General features: G+C 53.1%; 20 protein-coding genes. 12 read left to right on the top strand and 8 right to left on the bottom strand.

The window, feature by feature from the left end; all coding sequences use genetic code 11:
• Positions 1 to 616 precede the first annotated feature (616 nt).
• Positions 617 to 1,171, top strand: a complete 555-nt coding sequence (locus ACW73I_RS18140; RefSeq protein ID WP_458030846.1) for a M15 family metallopeptidase — start codon at positions 617 to 619, stop codon at positions 1,169 to 1,171.
• A 365-nt stretch (positions 1,172 to 1,536) separates the two neighbouring features.
• Here ACW73I_RS18140 and argC read toward each other — a convergent pair whose 3' ends face one another.
• Complete coding sequence (gene argC / locus ACW73I_RS18135) at positions 1,537 to 2,565, bottom strand: N-acetyl-gamma-glutamyl-phosphate reductase (protein ID WP_458030845.1); 1,029 nt, start codon at positions 2,563 to 2,565, stop codon at positions 1,537 to 1,539.
• A 106-nt stretch (positions 2,566 to 2,671) separates the two neighbouring features.
• On the opposite strand from argC, the gene ACW73I_RS18130 reads away from it, so the two are divergent.
• From ACW73I_RS18130 to ACW73I_RS18115, 4 genes are all read left to right on the top strand, one after another.
• Positions 2,672 to 3,649 carry an NAD(P)H-quinone oxidoreductase gene (locus ACW73I_RS18130; protein WP_458030844.1) on the top strand — a complete coding sequence of 326 codons (978 nt, stop codon included), beginning with the start codon at positions 2,672 to 2,674 and terminating at the stop codon, positions 3,647 to 3,649.
• On the top strand, positions 3,650 to 4,489 hold the full coding sequence (locus ACW73I_RS18125; protein WP_458030843.1) for a sulfurtransferase: 840 nt from the start codon (positions 3,650 to 3,652) through the stop codon (positions 4,487 to 4,489).
• 90 nt (positions 4,490 to 4,579) lie between these two features.
• On the top strand, positions 4,580 to 6,334 hold the full coding sequence (locus tag ACW73I_RS18120; RefSeq protein ID WP_458030842.1) for a S8 family peptidase: 1,755 nt from the start codon (positions 4,580 to 4,582) through the stop codon (positions 6,332 to 6,334).
• Positions 6,335 to 6,365: 31 nt separating this feature from the next.
• A complete protein-coding gene (locus tag ACW73I_RS18115; RefSeq protein ID WP_458030841.1) occupies positions 6,366 to 7,688 on the top strand; it encodes a hypothetical protein in 1,323 nt (440 codons plus the stop codon).
• Positions 7,689 to 7,913: 225 nt separating this feature from the next.
• Here ACW73I_RS18115 and tadA read toward each other — a convergent pair whose 3' ends face one another.
• Both tadA and ACW73I_RS18105 read right to left on the bottom strand, forming a co-directional pair.
• Entirely contained in the window at positions 7,914 to 8,360 is a 447-nt protein-coding gene (gene tadA / locus ACW73I_RS18110; protein ID WP_458030840.1) for a tRNA adenosine(34) deaminase TadA, read from the bottom strand.
• On the bottom strand, positions 8,357 to 9,325 hold the full coding sequence (locus ACW73I_RS18105; protein WP_458030839.1) for an L-threonylcarbamoyladenylate synthase: 969 nt from the start codon (positions 9,323 to 9,325) through the stop codon (positions 8,357 to 8,359). The genes tadA and ACW73I_RS18105 overlap by 4 nt, the downstream gene beginning before the upstream one ends.
• A 253-nt stretch (positions 9,326 to 9,578) precedes the next feature.
• Here ACW73I_RS18105 and gltA point away from each other — a divergent pair, with 253 nt between their 5' ends.
• On the top strand, positions 9,579 to 10,874 hold the full coding sequence (gltA, locus tag ACW73I_RS18100) for a citrate synthase (RefSeq protein ID WP_458030838.1): 1,296 nt from the start codon (positions 9,579 to 9,581) through the stop codon (positions 10,872 to 10,874).
• A 13-nt stretch (positions 10,875 to 10,887) separates the two neighbouring features.
• Here gltA and ACW73I_RS18095 read toward each other — a convergent pair whose 3' ends face one another.
• From ACW73I_RS18095 to ACW73I_RS18085, 3 genes are all read right to left on the bottom strand, one after another.
• Positions 10,888 to 11,163 carry a late competence development ComFB family protein gene (locus ACW73I_RS18095; RefSeq protein ID WP_458030837.1) on the bottom strand — a complete coding sequence of 92 codons (276 nt, stop codon included), beginning with the start codon at positions 11,161 to 11,163 and terminating at the stop codon, positions 10,888 to 10,890.
• Positions 11,164 to 11,239: 76 nt separating this feature from the next.
• A complete protein-coding gene (locus ACW73I_RS18090; protein WP_458030836.1) occupies positions 11,240 to 12,439 on the bottom strand; it encodes an ABC transporter permease in 1,200 nt (399 codons plus the stop codon).
• Positions 12,440 to 12,445: 6 nt separating this feature from the next.
• Positions 12,446 to 13,651, bottom strand: coding sequence for an ABC transporter permease (locus tag ACW73I_RS18085; protein WP_458030835.1), 1,206 nt, complete (start codon positions 13,649 to 13,651; stop codon positions 12,446 to 12,448).
• Between the two features lie 97 nt (positions 13,652 to 13,748).
• Between ACW73I_RS18085 and ACW73I_RS18080 the strand changes: the two genes are divergently transcribed.
• Positions 13,749 to 14,696 carry a DMT family transporter gene (locus ACW73I_RS18080; RefSeq protein ID WP_458030834.1) on the top strand — a complete coding sequence of 316 codons (948 nt, stop codon included), beginning with the start codon at positions 13,749 to 13,751 and terminating at the stop codon, positions 14,694 to 14,696.
• A gap of 170 nt (positions 14,697 to 14,866) precedes the next feature.
• Positions 14,867 to 15,817 carry a hypothetical protein gene (locus tag ACW73I_RS18075; RefSeq protein WP_458030833.1) on the top strand — a complete coding sequence of 317 codons (951 nt, stop codon included), beginning with the start codon at positions 14,867 to 14,869 and terminating at the stop codon, positions 15,815 to 15,817.
• A gap of 4 nt (positions 15,818 to 15,821) precedes the next feature.
• On the opposite strand, the gene ACW73I_RS18070 is transcribed toward ACW73I_RS18075, so the two are convergent.
• Entirely contained in the window at positions 15,822 to 16,148 is a 327-nt protein-coding gene (locus ACW73I_RS18070; protein ID WP_458030832.1) for an exosortase system-associated protein, TIGR04073 family, read from the bottom strand.
• Positions 16,149 to 16,370: 222 nt separating this feature from the next.
• On the opposite strand from ACW73I_RS18070, the gene ACW73I_RS18065 reads away from it, so the two are divergent.
• From ACW73I_RS18065 to ACW73I_RS18050, 4 genes are all read left to right on the top strand, one after another.
• Positions 16,371 to 17,381: a Gfo/Idh/MocA family protein gene (locus ACW73I_RS18065; RefSeq protein ID WP_458030831.1), complete on the top strand. Its 1,011-nt coding sequence runs from the start codon at positions 16,371 to 16,373 to the stop codon at positions 17,379 to 17,381.
• Positions 17,382 to 17,420: 39 nt separating this feature from the next.
• Entirely contained in the window at positions 17,421 to 19,250 is a 1,830-nt protein-coding gene (locus ACW73I_RS18060) for an intermembrane phospholipid transport protein YdbH family protein (RefSeq protein WP_458030830.1), read from the top strand.
• A 175-nt stretch (positions 19,251 to 19,425) separates the two neighbouring features.
• Positions 19,426 to 19,623 carry a YnbE family lipoprotein gene (locus tag ACW73I_RS18055; RefSeq protein WP_458030829.1) on the top strand — a complete coding sequence of 66 codons (198 nt, stop codon included), beginning with the start codon at positions 19,426 to 19,428 and terminating at the stop codon, positions 19,621 to 19,623.
• Between the two features lie 11 nt (positions 19,624 to 19,634).
• Positions 19,635 to 19,976, top strand: a complete 342-nt coding sequence (locus ACW73I_RS18050; RefSeq protein ID WP_458030828.1) for a YdbL family protein — start codon at positions 19,635 to 19,637, stop codon at positions 19,974 to 19,976.
• 471 nt (positions 19,977 to 20,447) lie between these two features.
• Here the strand turns inward: ACW73I_RS18050 and ACW73I_RS18045 are convergent, their stop codons facing one another.
• Positions 20,448 to 21,920, bottom strand: coding sequence for a methyl-accepting chemotaxis protein (locus ACW73I_RS18045; protein WP_458030827.1), 1,473 nt, complete (start codon positions 21,918 to 21,920; stop codon positions 20,448 to 20,450).
• Positions 21,921 to 21,923 lie beyond the last annotated feature (3 nt).

The raw sequence follows: 21,923 nt of genomic DNA, 5'->3' as shown, positions 1-21,923 counted from the left end.
TTATGTGAGGCGCAAGACCAAGGAATCTCACTCCAGGCGGTCTAGGGTGGCTCTGGAATGAATCTGACAAAGTAGAATTAGGATGGACTAAATTTTTACATGCACATGAAATGCATAGACTTTTAACTTTTTTAATTTTTTTAGACAACTGATGACGCAATGTTTTGCGTCATTTAGGACGGCTAATTGTAGTTATACGTACAAAGTGTGAGGGCTAGATTTGGCAAATAATTGGAGTATTCCAAGCTGGCTAGAAAAGGAAGTTCGTGAGCGAGATAGGGCTTGTGTTTATTGCGGTATTCATTTCACGCCGGAAAAGGTGTCGAGGAAGTCCGCAGCTAGCTGGGAGCATATAATCAATGATGCAACCATAATTAACAGAGAAAATATTGTTCTCTGTTGTTGTGGGTGTAATGCCAGCAAAGGGCAAAAGCAGCTCTCGGAATGGTTGCAATCTAAATACTGTAAAGACCGCGGCATTACTCCTGACTCTGTTGCTCCAATAATTAAGCAGGCAATTGCGAATGGGCAATAACTTCACGTATAACACGTCGCTCAAAGGGACGCTCCGCTTTGCTACGCGCCCCTTAGCTTGGCGTTGGGCGTCTTTATCCGCATGAACGTGCACCTCGCCGCACTTGGAATTTCAAGCGAATTGATAACAGCTCGTGGCTTGCGCGAGTGTGGGGAAGCTACGGAACTTGAAATCGCAGAAGTTGGAGCCGAAGGTCGAGATCACTTGCTTGTTCCGTCGGCCGCTGAAGCATGGCGCTGCCTCAAAGCCGCGGCGCTCGCTGACGGCATCGATTTATTCATCTTTTCCGCTTTTCGCAGCATCGACCGGCAAGCCGAGATAGTTCGGCGAAAGCTTGAAGGTGGGGCTACGGTTGAAAGCATTCTCACTGTCTGCGCGCCTCCGGGCTACAGCGAACATCACACCGGACGGGCCGTCGATCTTTCAACATCCGGTAGTCGCGTACTTGAAGTCGAGTTCGATCAAACCCCTGCCTATGCTTGGCTCACTGAACACGCTGCCGAATTCGGCTACTATCTCTCTTATCCCATTGGCAATCTCTGGGGCTACCAATATGAGCCGTGGCACTGGTGTTTCCAAGACGCCCAACGAATAAGGTTAGATTGTGCGAGCGCAACGCGCGAAGCCACCATCTGAACCGATTGTTGGACAAGCCCGGTTTTCGGGGGACGGATTTAATTTAAGAAAATAGCTTTTTGTAGATTTGGGCTACTGCGGTCTGTTTCAAGGGTAGATTGTCGGGAAACAGACCGCAATGGGCGGGATGCCGGTCATCACAGGCGGAATTGGGCCATTTTGACAGCATTCCGGCCTGGATGCGGGCCGAACGAAAGAGCATTAGGGTCAGGCCTTACATTTGACATTTATAGTATATTTTTTCTGCGTGAAGTCTAATGCGTAAGGCGGATTCGCCGACAGGCAATCCGCCATAGCCTTTAAACACTGTTGGCGTTTTGCTACCGCGAAAACGCCCTACGACTTCAAGCTGTTCGCGCCCCCCATTACGGATACAGCGCCACAGCCTCCAAACCCTGATTCTCAGGCAAACCAAACATCAGATTCATGTTTTGCACGGCTTGACCTGACGCGCCTTTGACCAGATTGTCGATCACCGACAGAATCACCACCGTGTCGCCGCCTTGCGGTTGGTGCACGGCGATTTGGCAGCGGTTGCTGCCGCGCACGTTGCGGGTGTCGGCGTGGCTGCCGGCCGGCAATACGTCGACGAAGTATTCGTCCTGGTAGCGCTGTTCGAACAGGCTTTGCAAATCGATGCTGCCGGTCAGGCGCGCATACAGGGTTGCGTGTATGCCGCGTATCATCGGCGTCAAATGCGGCACGAAAGTCAAACCGACACTTTGTCCGCTTGCCGCTTGCAAGCCTTGTTTGATTTCAGGCAAATGCCGATGGCCCGGCACGCCGTAGGCCTTGAAACTTTCGCCGGCTTCGCTCATCAGGGACGAGATTTCCGCCTTGCGCCCAGCGCCGCTGACACCGGACTTGGCATCGGCGATCAAATGCCCGGCTTCAATGACGCCGGATTCCAACAATGGCAAGAAGCCCAGTTGCACGGCGGTCGGATAACAGCCGGGACAAGCGATCAGGCGCGCCTGTTTGATCGCCTCGCGATTGACTTCCGGCAAGCCGTAAACGGCCTCTGCGACCAGTTCCGGGCTGGCGTGGTTCATGCCGTACCATTTTTCCCATTCCGCTACGTCCTTGATCCGAAAATCCGCCGCCAAATCGATGACTTTGATGCCGCGCGCCAGCAACTCGGCCGCCATGTTCATCGCGGTACCGTTCGGCGTGGCGAAAAACACCACGTCGCAATCGGCTAAATGTTCGATTTCGGGCTGGGTAAAAACCAGGTCGCACAAGCCTCTAAGATTGGGATAGGTTTTATCGACACGTTGTCCGGCATCGGCACGCGAGGTCACCGCCGCAACCGCCACTTCCGGGTGTAACACCAATATCCGCAATAACTCGACGCCGGTATAACCGGTGCCGCCCACAATGCCCGCACGTATCATTTCTCTTTATCTCGCTGGAAATTCGAATCACCCTAACCGTAAGCATCGACTCGGGCATAAAGCCGCCTATAATAAAGCCTATCGCCACTCCTAAAAACCCTTAATCATGCGCGCAATCGAAATTGTCCCGGACACCGCCCGCAACGAACTGCAAGTGGCCGAGCTGCCCATCCCCCAACCGAGCGGGCATCAGGTGCTGATCAGAGTCGCCGCGGCCGGCGTCAATCGCCCGGACTTGCTGCAGCGCCAGGGCCTTTATCCGGCACCGCCAGGCGCCCCGCCGATCATGGGCCTGGAAGTAGCCGGCACGGTCGCGGAGACAGGCGATCAAGCCGGTCATTTTAAAGCCGGCGATCGCGTCTGCGCGCTGGTCACCGGCGGCGGCTATGCGGAATATTGCCTGGCCTCGTCCGCATGCTGCCTGCCTATCCCGGACGGGCTCGATTTCGTGCAGGCCGCGGCTTTGCCGGAAACGTATTTCACGGTCTGGAGCAACGCGTTCGAACGCGGGCGGCTGTCGGAAGGCGAAAGCTTGTTGGTGCACGGCGGCGGCAGCGGCATCGGCACCACGGCCATACAATTGGCCAAAGCCTTGGGCAACAAGGTTTACGTCACTGCCGGCAGCGACGACAAATGCCGACGCTGTCTGGAACTGGGCGCCGATGCCGCGATCAGTTACCGGCAGCAGGATTTCGTCGAAAAGATCAAAGAGCTGACCGGCGGCAAAGGCGTCGATGTGGTTCTGGACATGATAGGCGGGGATTATTTTCCGCGTAATCTGAAAAGCCTGGCGACCGAAGGCCGTTTAGTGCAAATTGCGATTCAAAACGGCGCCAAAAGCGAAATCAATCTATGGGCCGTCATGGCCAAGCGCTTGACGATTACCGGCTCTACTCTCCGGGCCCGCGACGACACTTTCAAAGGCCGGATTGCCGGCCAATTACGCCAAAAAGTCTGGCCCTTGCTGGAAACCGGCGCCGTCAAACCGGTGATCGACTCGGTATTCCCCTTAACCGATGCGGAACAAGCCCACGCCCGCATGGCGAGCAATCAACATTTCGGCAAAATCATCCTGGAGATTTAAATGAGCCATACCACCTTGATATCCGCGGCAGAACTGGCCAAGCATCTGAATAAGCCCGACTGGGCAATTTTCGACTGCCGCTTCTCGCTGGCTGACGACAGCGCAGGCGCCAAAGCCTACCGACAGGGCCATATTCCCGGCGCCCGATATGCCGACTTGAATAAAGACCTGTCGTCGCCGGTCAGAAGCGATACCGGCCGCCACCCGCTGCCGGATTTTAAAGTCTTGGCGAAAAAGCTGGGAGACTGGGGCGTCGGCAACCGTAGTCAGGTGGTGGTGTACGATGATGCCGGCGGCGCCTTTGCCGGGCGCATGTGGTGGTTGTTGAAGACCATGGGGCATGAAAAAGTCGCCGTATTGGACGGCGGAATCGGTTACTGGCAAAAGCAAAATCTTCCGCTGGTCACCACGCTGCCTAAAATCGAGCCGGCGCAGTTCCGCTGCTATTTGGATCGCGGCCGGTGGCTAAGCGCTATCGACGTCGAAAACGGCCTGGCGGCCTGCACGATCACTTTGATCGACGCCCGCACACCGGAACGCTATGCCGGACGACAAGAGCCGATAGACCCGGTAGCCGGACACATACCCAAATCCGTCAACCGGCCGTTTCAGAAAAACCTGGATCAAAACGGACTGTTTCTTGCGCCCGCCCAACTAAAAATCCAATTCCAGGACTTGACCGGCTCGCGAAATCCGCAACAAATCGTGCATATGTGCGGCTCCGGCGTCACGGCTTGCCATAATCTGCTGGCCATGGCGGTAGCCGGTCTGAACGGCTCTAAGCTTTATGCCGGATCATGGAGCGAATGGATAGTCGACAAAAACCGGGCTACCTCATAATGATCAGGCGAGCAAAACAAACACTAACGAGACAAGAAGTTTGCTGATTATCAAACCCGGCTCAAACGTTTACTTGCTACGGAGAACCTTATGGCAGATAAAAAATCAAAGCGGCCGTCGAAGGGGAGCGCCCGCAGTGCTAAGGACAAATCGTCTCCGCAGCAGGAATCGAGCGCCCGGCCATCCTCTAATTCCGACGAAGGCATCGGTAACCGTTTCGCGCGCCTCACTGCTCCGCGCGAACTGGATGACGCGGATAAACGTAAAAAATGGGGTTTGCCTCCGTTAGAGCAACCCGATGAGTTGGGCGATTATATCGTCGAGCTGAATGTGCAGCATATGGGCGGCTTGACCGGTGCGGCTCATGCATTTGTCCAACTTTATAACGACGTCATTGCCGAGCCCCCAAAAGCCAAGCGAGGCAAGCCGGGCGCAACTTCGCCGCAATCCAGGCCGGGGCCCTTACAAATTGCGAAATCCTATTACCGCTGCAAACTCAAAGATGCCGAGTGGCGTAAGCTGGTCGCATTGGATGAAGTCAAGCCGGCCAACAAACAGGCGATTTACCGACTGTGGCCGGATTTTCCGATCAGCGCCAGAACCGATCGCTCCATGGCCACAGTCAAGGCCGATGCGGCACTCCGTTCGTTCGACGCTGCCGGAGAAGGGATCACTTGGGCCGTTATCGATTCCGGCATCGATCGAAATCATTTGCATTTCGCCGGCGAAAAGAATGAGGATCATCTGCTATTGGCCGACTCCGTCCGCGACTTGCATCGCTGCTTCGCCGAGATAGAACCCATAGTCGACGGCGTTCCGATGGCTAAGCAGCAGCTACCAAGCCCGGACTGGGACCCGACCATCCCGGCGGATGCGTCTCAAAAAATGCTTGACGACCACAGAACATGGGCGCTACGCGACGACTTCGGCCATGGTACCCATGTGGCCGGCATCATCGCCGGCGAATCGCCGCAAGATCAAAGTAAAGTGACCGTTCTAGAGCATCAGTACAAAATGGACCAGGATGGAAAGAAAATGTCGCAGTGCTTCAGCGAGCGTTCAATTTCCGGCAAGAGCCGGTTCCGCGGAGTCGCGCCGCGCTGCCGGCTGATTAGTCTGCGAATTCTGGACGACGAAGGCAAAGGGCGCGCCAGCCAGGTGATTCAGGCTTTGGAATATATACGCGAAAAACTCAACGACAACCCCAAGCTCATGCGGGTGCACGGCGTAAACCTCAGCGTGGGCTACGAGTTCGACGCCGAGATGTTCGCCTGCGGCCAGAGCCCGCTATGTACGGCGGTGGATCGTTTGGTGCAGGAAGGCGTGGTGGTGGTAACGGCGGCCGGCAACACCGGCTACGGCACGGTAGGCGCACAGGTCGGTCCCACTAAAGTGGGGATTCCCAATACCATCAACGATCCCGGAAACGCGGCTTTGGCAATCACCGTCGGTTCCACCCATCGTGATTCGCCGCATACCTACGGTGTTTCTTATTTTTCGTCGAAAGGACCCACCGGCGACGGCAGGCTGAAGCCGGATCTACTGGCGCCGGGCGAGCGCATTACCTCCTGCGGCGCGGGCAAAAAATTAAGCAACGCCAGGAATTCCAATGATGTTACATTACGCGACGAAAATGCCTGTTATATGGACGACAGCGGCACGAGCATGGCCGCCCCTCATGTTTCCGGCGCCATTGCGGCGTTTTTATCGATACGCCGGGAATTCATCGGCAAGCCGTTGGAAGTCAAACGCATTTTCTTGGAAAGCGCGACACCGCTGGGACGGGACCGTTATTTCGAAGGCCATGGACTGCTGGACTTGATGCGTGCGATTCAGTCGGTCTAATTCCAATAAACCCAATCACGGGAGGTACATCATGTCTTTTCCTTTTTTTGATCTCGAGTTCACCAAAAACGGCCGGATTTTCGACCAAAGCCAATTGGACGCCATCCTGAATCAAACCGATCAATTTTCCGATCTAATAGTAATGTCTCACGGTTGGAACAACGACATGCGGAATGCGCGTGCTCTGTACGACGAACTCAGCGAGAGCCTGATCAAGGTTCTACCGCATGTGCCGGCGTTGCAAGGCCGGCAGTTTGCGGTATTACGGATATTCTGGCCAAGCAAGCGTTTCGCCGACGCAGAATTGATTCCGGGCGGCGGCGCCGCATCCGCCACACAGGAAAGCGATGCGGCCTTGGTACGCCTATTGGAAGAATTGAAGCGCGATCCGGAACGTCTTCCCGAACAAAGCGGCGATGGCGGCATCGACCCGGAACGCGCCGCGATTATCGATCGGGCGCTGGCGCAAATTCCGTCATTGGATGAGGATTTGAACGCCCGGGTAAGCTATGTACAAGAGTTGCGCAAACTGTTCGACCAACCCGCCATGGATGCCGATGACGGTTCCGACGAACTGTTCAGTCTGGCCCCGGACGCGCTGTTCGACGCGTTGCAGGAACCGGTACAAGCACCGCTGGGCACGCGGCCGGGCGGCGCCAATGCGGTCGGGGATACGGGCGGAGCCGCCGGTCTCGGCGATCTTATTTCCGGCGCTAAGGCCGCAGCACGCCGATTAGCCAACTTATTTACCTATTACACGATGAAGGAACGGTCCGGGACGGTCGGTAGCAAAGGACTTGGCCCGGTATTGATCCAGCTGCGGCAGCGCAAGGCCAACCTAAAACTGCATTTAGCGGGACACAGCTTCGGCGGCCGCCTAGTGACCGCAGCCGCCCATGCGCTTCCCGCATCCACGCCGAACGTTTCCATAACCTTGTTGCAAGCCGCCTATTCCCACAACGGCTTGGCGGAAAACTTCGATAACAAAGGCCATGACGGTGCTTTCCGTGCGGTAATCGCCGATAAACGCGCCTCGGGCCCTATCGTCATCACCCATACCCATAACGACAAGGCCGTGGGTATCGCCTATCCATTGGCATCCCGTATCGCGCGCGACCAGGCCTCGGCATTGGGCGACAAAAACGATCCCTATGGCGGAATGGGGCGCAACGGCGCCCAGCACACCAAGGAAGCGGCAGACAAAGCTGAAGACATGCATGGAGTCGGCAAACCTTATGATTTTCAACCGGGCGGTATCTATAATCTGAAGGCCGACGAGTTCATCCGGGATCACAGCGATGTGAAGGGATTTCAGGTGGCCTACGCGTTGTTGAATGCGGTCAAGGCGCTGTGATCGCGGCCATCGGTTTGAGCAAAGCGCGTGCGTATTTCAGAGCGGTTTCAGTCACGGAAAACTGAAACCGCCGCTATCCCGGAACTTGATTCGGATTGACCATCCTCGTTCCGAATAGTCAGCGAAGATACGTTTATCGCGTGTTCCGGCGCGTTAAACAATCTAAATTCCGATAGATTTTTTTAGGCAAAGAATTTTAGCACGCTAAAAAATTCGTCATGGCCCTTACCTGCGCGCTTTAAAGAAATCCGTCAGTATCTCGGAGCAAATTTGTTCCAATACGCCGCCCGTCCATTCAATGCGGTGATTCAAAAACGGCGCGTCGCTGAGCTGAAGAGCATGGCAAACGGCACCCCGCTTGGGATCGTACGCGCCGAAAACCAGGCGTTTGACCCGCGCATGCGCGATCGCGCCCATGCACATTACGCAAGGCTCCAGCGTGACATATAAAGTGGTCTCGTTTAAGCGATAATTTTGCAAGGCCCGGCCGGCTTTTCTTAATGCAACGATTTCGGCGTGGGCCGTTGGGTCGTTGTTTTGTATCGGCTGATTCCAGGCTTCGGCAATGCACCGATCGTCTTTGACCAGCAAAGCGCCGACAGGCACTTCTCCTTGCTCCTCGGCACGCTGCGCCAACCTGAAAGCGTGCCGCATCCATTCTTCGTCGGTCATATAGTCGCTTTACTGAGTCTGTCGTTTACCGCCGCCCATTCTTCCCGTTCCGGCGGTTGCTCTACCAATATGCTGTCCAAGTGCAGCTTGTCCAGTTCGCGCAACGCCGCATATAAGGCCGCTTCGTAGTCTTCGACATTAGCGGGCAAGTGCGTTAAATGCCGGCAACGCAATTCGGACAAGCACGCGCTGTAAGACAACACGCCGACCTGCTTTCCCTGATGTTGCTGCCGGTCCAGCAACGCAAACAGCGCCTCGGTCGAACACAAAAACGCCGGCGTGTTCGGGGCATAATGCGAGGCCAACATGCCCGGAGCGCGGATTTTGTTTTGCGATTTCAACGCCACCTCGGTTTGCAACACGGATTCCAGTTGCTCGCGGGTAATCCTTCCCGGACGCAAAATAGTCGGTCTCGCATCGGTCAAATCGATGATGGTCGATTCCACGCCTACCGTACACGGGCCGCCGTCGAGAATAAAATCGACCGCATCGCCGAGCTCCTCCGCCACGTGTTGCGCCGTCGTCGGGCTAATACGCCCGAATCGATTAGCCGACGGCGCCGCAATGCCTCCGCCAAAAACCCTTAACAGCCATAAGGCCACCGAATTATCCGGTACGCGCAGCGCCACCGTATTTTGACCACCGGTGACAGCCATCGGCACGATCGCTTTTTTGTGCAAAACCATAGTCAACGGGCCCGGCCAAAATTCGCCGGCCAAGCGCAATGCGTATTCCGGAACTTCCTCGGCCCAATCCTTGATTTGCGATGCATAGGCCAAATGCACGATTAAGGGATGATCGGCCGGCCGGCCTTTGGCCTTGAAAATCTTGGCTACCGCTTCGGGATTGGATGCATCGGCCCCCAAACCGTAAACGGTCTCCGTGGGTATGGCCACCAACTTTCCTTGGCGCAATAAATCGGCGGCGAGTTGAATCGCGTCCGGAGTAACAACTGTGGGCGTCAAAGTAAAAACTCGTAATTAAAAAAAGCGTATTTTAGCGTTTCAGTTGCTGACTTTGGTTCGAATATTCGACAAAGCGTTCGCTGCGCCATTTAATTCTCAACGTCTTAGTGAAAATTAAGGCCATCATATTTCGATGACGAAATACTTTAGTCACCCATTATTGACAATTACAAACTGGTTACGCTCTTCTACATCGAATAGAATAGATCCTAGCCTGCAGTCACGCAGCTGAAACCGACGTAGGAGAACTGATATGGTTGAAAAATATGTTTCCTTGTCAAAGGACGATCAGGAACAAGCACACCAATTACCGGTAATGGAAGGCACGATGGGGCCTTCGGTAATCGATATTCGCACCCTTTACGCTAATACAGGGCATTTCACTTACGATCCCGGGTTTACTTCAACCGCGAGTTGCTCTTCTAAAATTACATTCATTGATGGCGATGCCGGCATTCTTTTGTACCGCGGCTATCCGATTGAACAGCTGGCGGAAAAATGCGACTTCCTCGAGGTCTGTTATTTGCTGCTGAATGGTGAATTGCCAAAAGGCGCGCAAATGAAGGAATTTGTCACCACCGTCAGCCAGCATGTGATGGTGCATGAACAACTAACCCGATTCTACAGCGGATTCCGGCGCGATGCCCATCCGATGGCGATCCTGGTTGGTGTGGTCGGGGCGCTATCGGCGTTCTACCACGATGTGACCGATATCAATTCACCCGAAGACCGCTATATATCGGCAATCCGGTTGATCGCGAAAATGCCCAACATCGTCGCCATGAGCTATCGATACAGCACCGGCATGCCGTTTATTTTCCCAAAACGCCGGCTCGGTTATGCCGAGAATTTTATGCGCATGATGATGAGCGATCCGTGCGATGAATATATCGCCAACCCCGTCTTGATGAGGGCTTTGGATCGCATCCTGATTTTACATGCCGACCACGAGCAAAATGCGTCCACTTCGACCGTGCGCCTGGCAGGCTCCAGCGGCGCCAACCCCTACGCCTGTGTGGCTGCCGGTATCGCCTGCTTATGGGGTGCGGCGCATGGCGGCGCCAACGAGGCCGTATTGAACATGCTGGAGGAAATCGGCGATTCGTCGCATATTCCGGAATACGTCAAAAAAGCCAAAGACAAGAGCGATCCGTTCCGCTTGATGGGTTTCGGCCACCGAGTCTATAAAAATTACGACCCGAGGGCGAAACTGATGCGTCAGACTTGCCACGAAGTACTCGACGAGCTCAATCTGAATGGCGATCCTCTGTTCAAATTAGCGATGGAACTGGAGCATATTGCGCTGGAAGACGAGTATTTCGTCGAACGCAAGCTTTATCCGAATGTGGATTTCTACTCCGGCATCGTTCTCAGAGCCTTAGGCATTCCGACCGAAATGTTCACCGCTATTTTCGCATTGGCAAGATCGGTGGGTTGGATAGCGCAATGGGACGAGATGATCTCCGATCCCGAACAAAAAATCGGCCGACCAAGACAACTATATCGTGGCGTCACGACGCGCGACGTCATGCCTATTTCACAGCGTTAAACACCTTCTTATGTTAACCGCCTCTTTTCTCATGAGGACGGAGGCGGACTTGAACCATGGCTTGCGCTATGGCCTTTTCTACCGCAACCCTCATCTTTTCATGATCCGTTTCGCTCAAGTTGGCACTTTTATCGACCGGACTACACACGTAGCAGGTCGGCAAACTATTTAAAGCTAAACAGGCCACATCCTCCAGAAAACACTGAGAAAACGATTCCGCCTCAGTTTGCTGCATTTGCCAGATCCGGTCGATGACCAATCGTTCGTAATAATTGACGATGTCAAACATATACCCTCCCTTCATCGGCTCAGATTCAGTCATATCAATTTTTAAGGATGGTTTAGAAACGGCCGCCTTCCTTCATCTATTCCGCGCGCAGCGCATCCAGCGGATTTAGGCGGGCCGCTCTAATCGCTGGAGTTACTCCGGAGGCGATTCCGATCAGCAGAGAAACAAAAAACGCCGCAACGATATAGCTCCACGCCAATTGTACCGGCAAAGCCGGCACCAAGACCGAAACAAGCTGGGCCAGAACCACGCCTAATATTATTCCGACCGCGCCGCCGGCTAGGCTTAACAGTATCGCTTCTGCCAAGAATAGTCGGAAAATCAGATGACGCTCGGCGCCTATCGCACGCAACAAACCGATTTCGCTCACGCGCTCGGATACGGCGATGGTCATGATAGTCAAAATCCCAACCGATCCGACTAACAACGATATGCCGCCCAGTGCGGCCACGGCCATTGTCAATATGCCGAGTACCGAATCCATTTTTTCCAGCATCTGATCCTGGGTGATGATGGTGAAGTCCTCACCGCCATGCCGGGCAATCAGCCTGCGTTTAATGGCGTCGACGACATTTTCGGCTTTCGCTTCGCTGCTGTATAACACATCGACTTCCATCATGCTCTGACGGTCGAACATTTCCATCGCTTTGCCGATAGGAATATAGACCGTATCGTCGAGATCGAAGTCCAATATCTGGCCTTTGGACTCCATGACTCCCAGCACTCGATAGCGGTCGTTGCCGATACGTATCCGTTGACCCAGTGGACTGGCACTACCAAACAATTCGTCGCGCATTTTGCTTCCCAGCACCGCAAAAGCGCGCGGATTGCTCATGTCGTCATCAGGCAAAAACCGGCCGAGACCGACTTTGATTTGCCAAACCATCGGTACCCCCGGGCCCACTCCAAGCACGTTGGTTCGACGTTGCCGTTTGCCCGCTTCGACGCGGGCATTGCCCTGAATCACCGGGACCACGGCAATGACGTGCTCAAGCCTGGACAAACTTTCGGCATCGGCCACGGATAACGGCCGCACCGTACTAAAAGTGGCTCCGGACAAACCAAAAGTAGTGGTCTTGCCCGGATAAACGGCAATCAGATGCGTACCGAATTGGGTAAATTCGTCGAGTACAAAGCTATGGATTCCGCGGCCGATTGATGTCAACAGCACCACAGCGGCTATTCCAATAACCAAACCTAATACCGTCAGCAAAGAACGTTGCCTATGCCCTCTCACGCTACTCAGCGCCAATTTCGTCAGGTCTATGGCATTCACATCCCGTCACCGTCTGGCCAAGGCCGCTATTGGGTCCAAACGCGCCGCTTTTCGTGCCGGCAATACCCCGAAAAACAAGCCGGTAAACAAGGCCACCGCAAGCGCCGAAAAAAAAGCCCACTGCGGCAGGCTCATGGGAAAATCCGGATAAACCCATTGCAATACCCCAACCCCCAGACGGCCGATCAGACTTCCGAGCAATGCTCCGGCCAACGATAGCAAAGCGGCTTCGGACAAAAACAGAATCTGCAACTGGCCCCGGGTAGCGCCCAATGCCTTCAGTAGACCAATTTCGGCAGTCCGTTGGCTCACGCTGACCAGCATCACATTCATCACCAATACGCCTGCCACAGCGAGGCTGATCGCGCCGATGCCCGTTACCGTCAAGGTTAGCGCTTTTAGAATTTTATCGAAGGTACTCACCACGCTGTCCTGCGTAACGATGGTAATGTCGTCTTCGCCTTCATGTCTTAGCTTGATGATGTTGCGAACTTCATCCACGGCTTTGTGCATCGCTTCTTCGGAATGGGTTTCGATTAGGATGCGAAACAGCGAATGATTATCGAATAAAGCGAGCGCGGAAGCCACCGGAACGATGACGATTTCATCGAAGCCGACGCCTATCGATTGACCTTCGCTAGCCAGCACGCCGATCACCCGGAAGCGCCGATCGTTAATCCGGAGCCATTGACCGATCGCCTGCCGGCGCGGGAATAATTCCTCTCGTATGGTACGGCCTATCACGCAAACCGGCATTTCCTTTTCGGCATCGGTATCGGGCAAAAACCGCCCTTGCGCTATGGTCAAATGACGCACGCGCAGTAACGCGTGGGTCGAGCCTAGAATATTGGTTTCGCGTTCCAAACCGGCTACCGATATCGGAGCCGAACCGACACTGACCGGCGCGATAGCGGCTATGTGGCGGCTTCTATACAAGGCAGCGGCATCGCTCAAGGTCAAATCGCGCGGCGTTTCGCCAAAAATCGGCGGATGCCCGCCCGTTGTCTCCGAGCGTCCGGGCAACACAATCACTAAATGCGTGCCCAGCGATTCGAATTCGTTAACGACATAGCGGCGGGCGCTTTCGCCCAGCGCGATCAAAACATTGACCGAAGCCACGCCTATGCTCATCGCCAGCACGATCAGAGCAGCCCGAAGCGGCTGCATTTTTATGGCTTTGGTCGCCTGAAGCAAAATATCCCGGATAAGCATGATTTCAATTTTATGTTAAACGCCTGCAGTTTGGCCGGATAAATACCGAAGCCGCCGCGAGAATGCGGGTAAACTAGGCAAACCGGCTAATCCAGTGATGCCGGCCACTATTTCCAATTTTATCCGTTCTCATTTTTCCATGAAGTTGGCGAATCTCCGCTATAAGAAATTCAGCGCATCCCCCTTATCAAAAACTCGCCGCGGTTTGGCCGATATGGTATTGGCTTGTTTGCTATTTTCGCTGATGAACGCCGCCGTGTATGCAATCAAATTGTTCGACGCCGACATGCCGGCGACAGTGATTAGCTTTGTCAGAGTCTTAGGCAATTTACTGATTCTGGCGGTACCGGCTTTGGCCCGTAACCAACTGAAGGTATTGTTCGGTGACCGCCGCCCGTCATTGTGGTTGCGGGGCCTGTTTGGCACGCTCGCGCTGATGCTGTCGTTTACCGCGATTACGCGGATTGGCCCGGGTGAAAGTACGTTTCTGTCCGCGAGTAGCGGCGTGTTTGTCGCGTTGTTAGGCCCGTTGATCTTAAAACAGAAGAATTCCTGGCTGGTTTGGCTGGCGATTTTAGCTTCGTTTGCAGGCATCACCTTAATGTTCAAACCGAATGGACACGGTGCCGACCTATTAGGCAGATCGATGGCATTGATGTCCGGATTTCTGGCCGCGCTGGCATACTTAATGGTTGCGCGCGCCGGCCGCAGCAATTCGCCGCAATCGGTGGTTTTTTATTTCTGCCTGGTCGCCTTGATCGTCCACCTATTGTACTTCGCCGCCTATGGCGGCCGATGGCCTCTTATGCCGGAGATTTACGGCTTGTTGCTATTGATCGGCATATTAGGCAGCGGCGCGCAACATTTGATGACGCGGGCCTATCAAGCCGCCCCGGCCGCTTTAGTCAGCGCCGTAGGCTATTTGGCACCCGTGCTGAGTCTGGCCTGGGGCATCGTGTTGTTTAATCAAATACCCCACCAGAACGCGCTTTTGGGGTCGTTATTGATTCTGCTGTTCGGAGTATTGCTACCGTTTCTGCGTTAACGTTGCCGTTAAACGGCTGTCGTCAATTGCGCTTCACATAGGTGCATAAATGCACCAGCACGGCTAATCAAAATCCGCACGAAAGCAATAGGCCATTGATTTTAAATGATTCATAGAAGGCATATATCTTGCTGTAATTAGCTTACGCTCTAGTCGGCATGAGGTGTTCCATGGCTAACTGTCAACGTTTCACTGATATTTCCGTTTCGGAACGCATACTCAACACATTGTTCTTGTTAAGTATTGCAATCGGTTACCTGTTCTCGCTCGGACAAGTGTTTTTTACCCATCAAGGGCGCGACGGCCTCCCAGGCCTATCCATCACCGACATCGCCATTGCCTATCACGGCAGCCCCGAGCAAACCCGCCTGGCGGCAGCCATCAACGGCCCGATGGCCGCTAAGCTGAAATCCGCCGGCGACAAAGCCGTAATCCTGGATTGGATAGATTCCGGTGCGTCGAAGCCCTTGTACGAAACCCAAGTCGCGCCGATATTGCAGCGCGATTGTTTAGGCTGCCATTCGCCGGCCAGCGGCATGAACGTGCCGGCCTTAACCGGTTACGACGAAGTGGTTAAGCTGACCGAGGCCGACCGCGGCGCATCGATTCCTTCGCTGGTACGCGTTTCACATATCCATTTATTCGGCATTGCCTTTATTTTATTCTTCGTCGGCAAGCTATTCATATTGTGCGATATTCCTGTCTGGCTGAAACGCCTAACGATAGGTATCCCTTTTATGAGTATGCTAACCGATGTGTTTGCCTGGTATCTAACCCGGGAAACGCCGGCGTTCGCCTATTTGTTGGTCGTCAGCGGAGGATTGATGGGCTTGTCGTTAAATTTTCAGATAGGCCTTAGTCTTTACCAAATGTGGCTACCAAGCGAATGGGAATACCAGATACAGAAAGGCGCGAGAAACCTGGCTTGTGTGACCAAGTCAATCGCGCGGCTAGGTTTTCAAGGACTTAAAACGATGTGCCGCGAAACAAACATGTTGATAATCGGTCTGTCTCGCAGCGAAAAAATGAAGGCGATTCAAAACGAATTGAGATCGGCTATTTCCAACACCATAGATATCGTCAAGAACCGCCTGTCTACCGGCGACTGGCGCTTATTTTGATGTTTTACTTGAAATAGCCCCAAGGGTATTCCGGTCTCAAGATTGGTCTAAAGCCCGCCGGCACGGGGAATGGTGCTGTTAAAAACTCGTAAACGCCGACCAATTCGCGGGTGACTATCATACCGACCCCCATAGCTAAGCCGACCGGAATACCAACCGGCCCATTAGCGTCTGTTTCCTTAACAATATTCCCCGGCAATTCCAAAAACCCGCAAGTCATGCCAGCCAAGCCGCGTCCGAATTTTTGCGACGCGGTATCGGCTCGGGCGCCGGTAATCGTCAACATCAGTCCCAATGAACAAACAAGAGCTATTTTTTTTAATTTTTTCATGCTTAATCTCAAGTCAATTAGTAAATGGTGGGTTATCGAACATCGTGGACCCGCAATCATTTAGGGTATTCTCTGCCTGTCCCAACAATGCATAACTATAACCGATAGTTTCAAACCCTGATCTGAACGTTAAATTAGGATTATTAAATTTCGGTTTGACGGATTACCCAATGACCCGGCACACTTTGCCCCATAAACGACATCACCACAAGAGGCCAGACTATGACTAAACAAAGCAAATTGCGTTGGGGGATTATAGGCGCTGCACGTGTCAACGAAAGATTACTGCCGGCCATCATTCAGGCCGGCAATTCCGAACTGATCGCAATCGGCAGCCGCCGCCCCGGCGCCGCAGCCGAAACCTTGAAAAAATATGCCCCTTGCTATCCTGACATTCATGCCTATGACGATCCGGATGCCGTGCTGACCAATCCGGATGTGCAGGCGGTCTATCTGCCGATGGCCAATCATGAACACGCCGAATGGGCTCTGCGCGCGATCGCTCACCGCAAACATGTGTTGGTCGAAAAACCCATGGCGCTGACCGTCGCCGACATCGATGCGATTGAAACCGCAGCGCGCCGCTACAAAGTCACCGTGATGGAAGGCTTTATGTATCGTTTTCACCCGCAACATGCCAGGGTCATGGAAATTTTGCGTTCCGGTTTGATCGGCGAGATCCGTTCCGTGCGCAGCTGTTACTCCTTCATGATGCGTCCGGCCAGAATGTACCGCTTGGCTGAACACGTCGAAAGAGGCGGCGGGGCCATGTGGGATATCGGCTGCTACGCGATTCACTCGCTCAGGATGTTTTTCGACCAGCCGCCCGTTGCGGTTACGGCCATGGCCAAATACGCGGAAAGCGGCGCCGATATCTCCACCAGCGGCATACTGGATTACGGCGACGGCCGCTTCGCCCAATTCGATTTCAGCTTCGAGCGGGCGCGACGTTGCGAATACGAGATCGTCGGCACCCAAGGCGGTCTGAAATGCCATGTGGTTTGGCAATTACCGGGCGATGTACCGGTCATTTCCTGGTGGACCGAAGACGGCCGCCAAGGTGAAGAGCGCATGCCGGCATCCAACCACTTCAATCTCGAAATCGAGCATTTCAGCAACTGCGTGCTTAACGGCAAGGAACCGGCATTGTCCTTGGACGATGCCAGAGAAAATTGCAAGATCATCGTGGCTGCGTTGGAATCGGCCGCCAACGGTCAGGTAGTGAAAATATAATCCGGCTCGGCGCCACGGGCTTAAGGAACCCCATCTGCGATGGCGGAACAAGCCGCCTCCGACACACAACCACGGCCGGGCAAACGGCGATCCAAACGCCGTTTTTCGGTGGTTTTAGTGTCGTTGATAGCGGCCGCAAGTGCAGGCATATATTATTTTCACGATCTAATCGTGCAATGGGGCTTGCAACGTCTATTGGAACAAACTCCCTTGCAGCTCCCCAAAAGCGCCGGCCTCAGTTTTGGACTTAGCAGCGCCGAAATTGCCCATGCCGAATTCAATTTACAAACCGCCGCCGGTTTAATAGCTGTTCAATTAAGCGACGTCACGGCCAATTATGACCTGAAGACGGCCCGGGTCGATAGCCTTTATGTGGCGGATGCCAAGATTAGCTGGGTCTACCGGGCTGAAAACCCATCTTCAGAAAAACAAAATATCGATCCAACTGAAATAGGGGCGTTAATCCCGCTGCCGAGTTTGCCGATTCGGGAATTGACGATAGAAACGCTCCGCCTCGACCTGGACAGCCTCTGGGGGCACTCGAATTTTAGCGGCCGGGCCGGCTTCTCGCAGGATCAGGACAAACTCCAAGCCCTGCTGACCGATCAAAACATGAAGCTAACCGTCAAGATTGATCGAAACAGCGCGGCACTGTCGATTGAACAAGGCGGGCTACAGCCCGTCGCGCAACTCGATTTAAAGCAAACCGAGAAAAAGCATTATCGAGCCGATTTGAATGCCGATGCGGTCTCGCTGCTCAATTGGCTGACCGGCTCAAGCTTGATCCCATCGAAAATCCGGAGTGACTTGGCTGCTTCGATTTCGGCACAAAATATTCCGGCCCTTTCGGGAATCAAGTTGAATCTTCAATTCCGCTCGAATGACGCGCTGAAAAACCTGAAGGGCCGGATGCTTTTGACCCGCAACGATAGCTATCTGTCCAGCGCGGAAATTACCCTAAACACGCAAAACCTTAGAGCGACCGCCGACGGCCACTTGGACATGGTTCTTGCCGACTTGCTGGATATCGCCAAACCCTGGTTGCCGGCGGAGAGCACGGCTTGGCAGACTACCGGCGGAAATGTAACGGGAACGTTTCGCGGCCAATGGCTGCCTCAAACCGAAGTCCGGGGTGAAATGTATCTCAGAGCCTATAACGTTGCCGGCAATCTTGGTCCGGCCAGGCTTGAAGGCGGATTTTCCCGTCTGGATGTCAAAACGCTGCTTCCCCTTACGGCCTTGCTGGAAGTAGACATACCTGATCTGCAATTGGGCAAAGACACTAGACTCAACCACTTGCAGTTGAAAGCTGCGATCGATGGACGATGGTTTTCGGTGAAAAAAGCCGAATTGCCTATATTCGGCGGCTTGCTGGAGATATCGCCGACCCGGATCGATCTCGAAAACACACCGCTGAGTCTGACCTTGAACATACGCAAATTGGATTTGGGGCAATTGCTGCAAAGTTTAAATTATCCGGAACTATCCGGCACTGGCAGCATCAGCGGTAAGCTGCCGTTAAGGCTATCAAAGCAAAGTATCGAGGTGATAAACGGTGAGCTCAACGGAACGCGTCCTGGCGTATTACGTTATCAAGGCGCCGTGACCGACACCAGCAATATTGCTTTTAAAGCTTTGCAAAATCTGCTTTACCATAAACTACAAGGCAAGTTGAACTATCAAGCGAACGGCGACTATCGCTTGGGTTTACGACTGGAAGGTAAAAACCCCGAGGTCTTATCCGGACATCCGGTGGCGTTTAATCTAAACCTGAGCGGGCATTTGCCCGAGTTATTGCAAAAAGGCTTAATGGCCGGGGACTTCGACCAACCCATCCTGGAACACCTTAAGACCAACGGTAATCGTTAACTCAGCAAATGGATCAGGGTGCCGGATTTTGGATATAAACGGCGAAAATGCCCGGGGAATGACATTTTGAGCCTATCCCGGACAAAGCAATGGCAATACGGGGGCTAACCATGTTTTCGCAGACTAGGCGGTTTCTAAGGATCAACGTTATGCCGCGCAGCGGCTGGAGAAGTCTATGAATTGGAGTACAACAAAGATCGCGAGTATCTTATTCGGCGCTTTCTATTTGGCCGGCTGCTCGCCATCCGTCAAACTGGAAGCGCCGGAAAAACCCATCGAAATTACCATGAACGTCAAAATCGAACACGAGATACGTTTAAAGGTTGAAAAAGACGTGGATAATTTAATAAGCAGCAATAAAGACCTGTTTTAAAGGAGCGATCAATGAAAAACAAAGCATTGAATTCTATGTTGGCGATCTCGTTCTTGGCTCTGTGCTGTTTGGTTCTGCCGGTTAGCGCGGCCAGCTTGGCTCAGGCGAAAGCAGCCGGACAAGTCGGCGAACTAATGAACGGCTATTTGGGCATGGTTGATCCGGGAGCGCCTAGCGATGTAAAAGCCATGGTGAATAGCATCAACGCCCAGCGTAGAGCCGAATACCAGCGCATCGCCAACAAAAACGGCGTGCCTGTCGATGAAGTCGCCAAGATGACCGCCCAAAAAGTCATCAATCAAGCCCCCCGCGGTCATTACGTGCAGACACCTTCCGGCTGGCAAAGACGATGATTTTTTAAAATCGTCGTTCCGTTTAGAGCAACATGCCTTGTAAGCCTCACGAAATCAGAGCCACTGATTATGTATTTGATGTTCAACTTGGAATACGAACTCAAGGCCGAGCCGTTCGGCACCGAGTAAAAGTGAATCGATTGTTCAAAATATAGCTTGTAGCCACTGCTATCAGAAGGGCAAGAAGAACGGGGTCAAGTGTAGCCATTCCTCGATCGATACGCTCCACTTTCGTTCAGCACATAGGGCGCTTCAGATGTAGGACTGGTATATTTGCCCACCATTCCAATCCGCGCGGGTACAAAATCCGTGCCATCCTGCCGGACTGGCCACTAACCATCTCATCGAACAAGGTATGCCAAAGGCGGCTTGGGTCGGCGACGGCCTTTCGGTTTACGATCTATTGCGATTGGATTTTAAAAATGCCTGGTCGAGTTTGGCCTGCCGCGCTTTAATCTATCGGGATCACGATTAAATCCTGCGATGTTTTTCTTCGACCATTTCGTCGATATATTTCATTACCAAGGCGCTGGCTTCTTCGGACAATTGCATTTGTTTAATAATCTCATCCAATTTATGAGGATCGTCAGCCCAATTGCTGCGAGAGCTTTCATAAGCCGTCTGAGTGGTCCGATGAACTTCTTGATGCGGAAAGTCCAATTGGCTGTATGCCGAGGTCGTGCGGAATTTCTCATAGCCGACACCATTGTAATACCACTTACCTAAGCGGCAATGATGATTGTCGACCATAATGGCTTTTCGTTCATCGCAATCTTCATTATTTTCGATGGCGATATAGGCATTTTGCTTGTAGATAATATGGTCCAGCTTAGTCAGCAAACCGAAGGACTTGTCTTTTGCGTAAGTAATGTAACCGACCGAGGCCTTAGCCGACTCGGACAAACCCGTAAACTGAAACCGGAAGGAATTCACTTGCTGCATCACTTCCTGCGATAAGGTCGCCGAACTTTCGGCTTCGCTATACATTTGCTCGACCCGTTTATTAAAGGCTTTCAAGGTCTTCGAAACTTCCAACGCTGCATCCTTGGTGTGCTCGGACAGGTTTTTGACTTCATCCGCCACAACCGCAAAGCCTCGCCCGTGTTCACCGGCCCGGGCGGCCTCAATGGATGCATTCAATGCCAACAGGTTGGTTTGGTCGGCAATACCGGTAATCATGGATAACGATTCGGTAATTTTTTTACTGTCATTGATCAAGGCTGTGATGACTTCCGAAACTGAATGCACGGTGTCGTTAATGTTGTTTAACGAAGCACTGATTTGCTCGACCGTGCCCAGGCTGGCATCTGCGTTACTTCCTGTGTCCATAGCTATGCTTTCGACTTTTTCCAATTGCTCCGTTATATTGATCAGATCGTTCTGGCTGGTTTTCAGATTACCGGATAAATTGGCGGTATTGAGCCCATGCAGACCGGCTGACAGGCGTCTTTTCACCATCAGCTTTTCATTTTCGTTCATATGTTGTAATGCTACGTTCATATTTTTGGCGGACTGCTTCAACAGTCCGGGCAATCCATCCGCCAAAGCATAACGGTCAAGATTACCTTTGGCTGCCTGGCCAAAACAACTGTTCATCTCCTTGAAATAGGATTCCATAATATCCAGCGTTTCGTTCAATTCCCAGGCAACCTTACCTACTTCACCCAAGCCGCGAGTCCCGGTAATCCTATGATAAAGCTCGCCCCGGTTCGTGCAGATCAATACCTGTTCCATCCGCTCCAGTACATCCAAGTTGCGCTGCGTAATCTTCCAAACACCGAACGCGATGACCGGCAACGGTATGGCCAAAACTAACGCGGCCCAGGAAAAACCTCCCAACGTTAGACTGCAAGCCAATTGCGCCAGCGCGAAAAATACAATTCCCCCGACCGCATAATTTACCTGTGTTCTCACAAACGGTATATTCGCGCTTACTCTACTCATGGT

It is taken from the genome of Methylomonas sp. MgM2 (genome assembly GCF_054172045.1).
Note: the sequence above shows the minus strand (reverse complement) of the source record. Positions and strands in the feature narration are given on the sequence as shown.

Bases quoted from the DNA above. Each gene is read 5' to 3' on its own strand.
- ACW73I_RS18140 (WP_458030846.1), top strand. From the start codon at position 617: ATGAACGTGCACCTCGCCGCACTTGGAATTTCAAGCGAATTGATAACA.
- argC (WP_458030845.1), bottom strand. From the start codon at position 2,565: ATGATACGTGCGGGCATTGTGGGCGGCACCGGTTATACCGGCGTCGAG.
- ACW73I_RS18130 (WP_458030844.1), top strand. From the start codon at position 2,672: ATGCGCGCAATCGAAATTGTCCCGGACACCGCCCGCAACGAACTGCAA.
- ACW73I_RS18125 (WP_458030843.1), top strand. From the start codon at position 3,650: ATGAGCCATACCACCTTGATATCCGCGGCAGAACTGGCCAAGCATCTG.
- ACW73I_RS18120 (WP_458030842.1), top strand. From the start codon at position 4,580: ATGGCAGATAAAAAATCAAAGCGGCCGTCGAAGGGGAGCGCCCGCAGT.
- ACW73I_RS18115 (WP_458030841.1), top strand. From the start codon at position 6,366: ATGTCTTTTCCTTTTTTTGATCTCGAGTTCACCAAAAACGGCCGGATT.
- tadA (WP_458030840.1), bottom strand. From the start codon at position 8,360: ATGACCGACGAAGAATGGATGCGGCACGCTTTCAGGTTGGCGCAGCGT.
- gltA (WP_458030838.1), top strand. From the start codon at position 9,579: ATGGTTGAAAAATATGTTTCCTTGTCAAAGGACGATCAGGAACAAGCA.
- ACW73I_RS18095 (WP_458030837.1), bottom strand. From the start codon at position 11,163: ATGTTTGACATCGTCAATTATTACGAACGATTGGTCATCGACCGGATC.
- ACW73I_RS18085 (WP_458030835.1), bottom strand. From the start codon at position 13,651: ATGCTTATCCGGGATATTTTGCTTCAGGCGACCAAAGCCATAAAAATG.
- ACW73I_RS18080 (WP_458030834.1), top strand. From the start codon at position 13,749: ATGCCGGCCACTATTTCCAATTTTATCCGTTCTCATTTTTCCATGAAG.
- ACW73I_RS18075 (WP_458030833.1), top strand. From the start codon at position 14,867: ATGGCTAACTGTCAACGTTTCACTGATATTTCCGTTTCGGAACGCATA.
- ACW73I_RS18070 (WP_458030832.1), bottom strand. From the start codon at position 16,148: ATGAAAAAATTAAAAAAAATAGCTCTTGTTTGTTCATTGGGACTGATG.
- ACW73I_RS18065 (WP_458030831.1), top strand. From the start codon at position 16,371: ATGACTAAACAAAGCAAATTGCGTTGGGGGATTATAGGCGCTGCACGT.
- ACW73I_RS18060 (WP_458030830.1), top strand. From the start codon at position 17,421: ATGGCGGAACAAGCCGCCTCCGACACACAACCACGGCCGGGCAAACGG.
- ACW73I_RS18055 (WP_458030829.1), top strand. From the start codon at position 19,426: ATGAATTGGAGTACAACAAAGATCGCGAGTATCTTATTCGGCGCTTTC.
- ACW73I_RS18050 (WP_458030828.1), top strand. From the start codon at position 19,635: ATGAAAAACAAAGCATTGAATTCTATGTTGGCGATCTCGTTCTTGGCT.
- ACW73I_RS18045 (WP_458030827.1), bottom strand. From the start codon at position 21,920: ATGAGTAGAGTAAGCGCGAATATACCGTTTGTGAGAACACAGGTAAAT.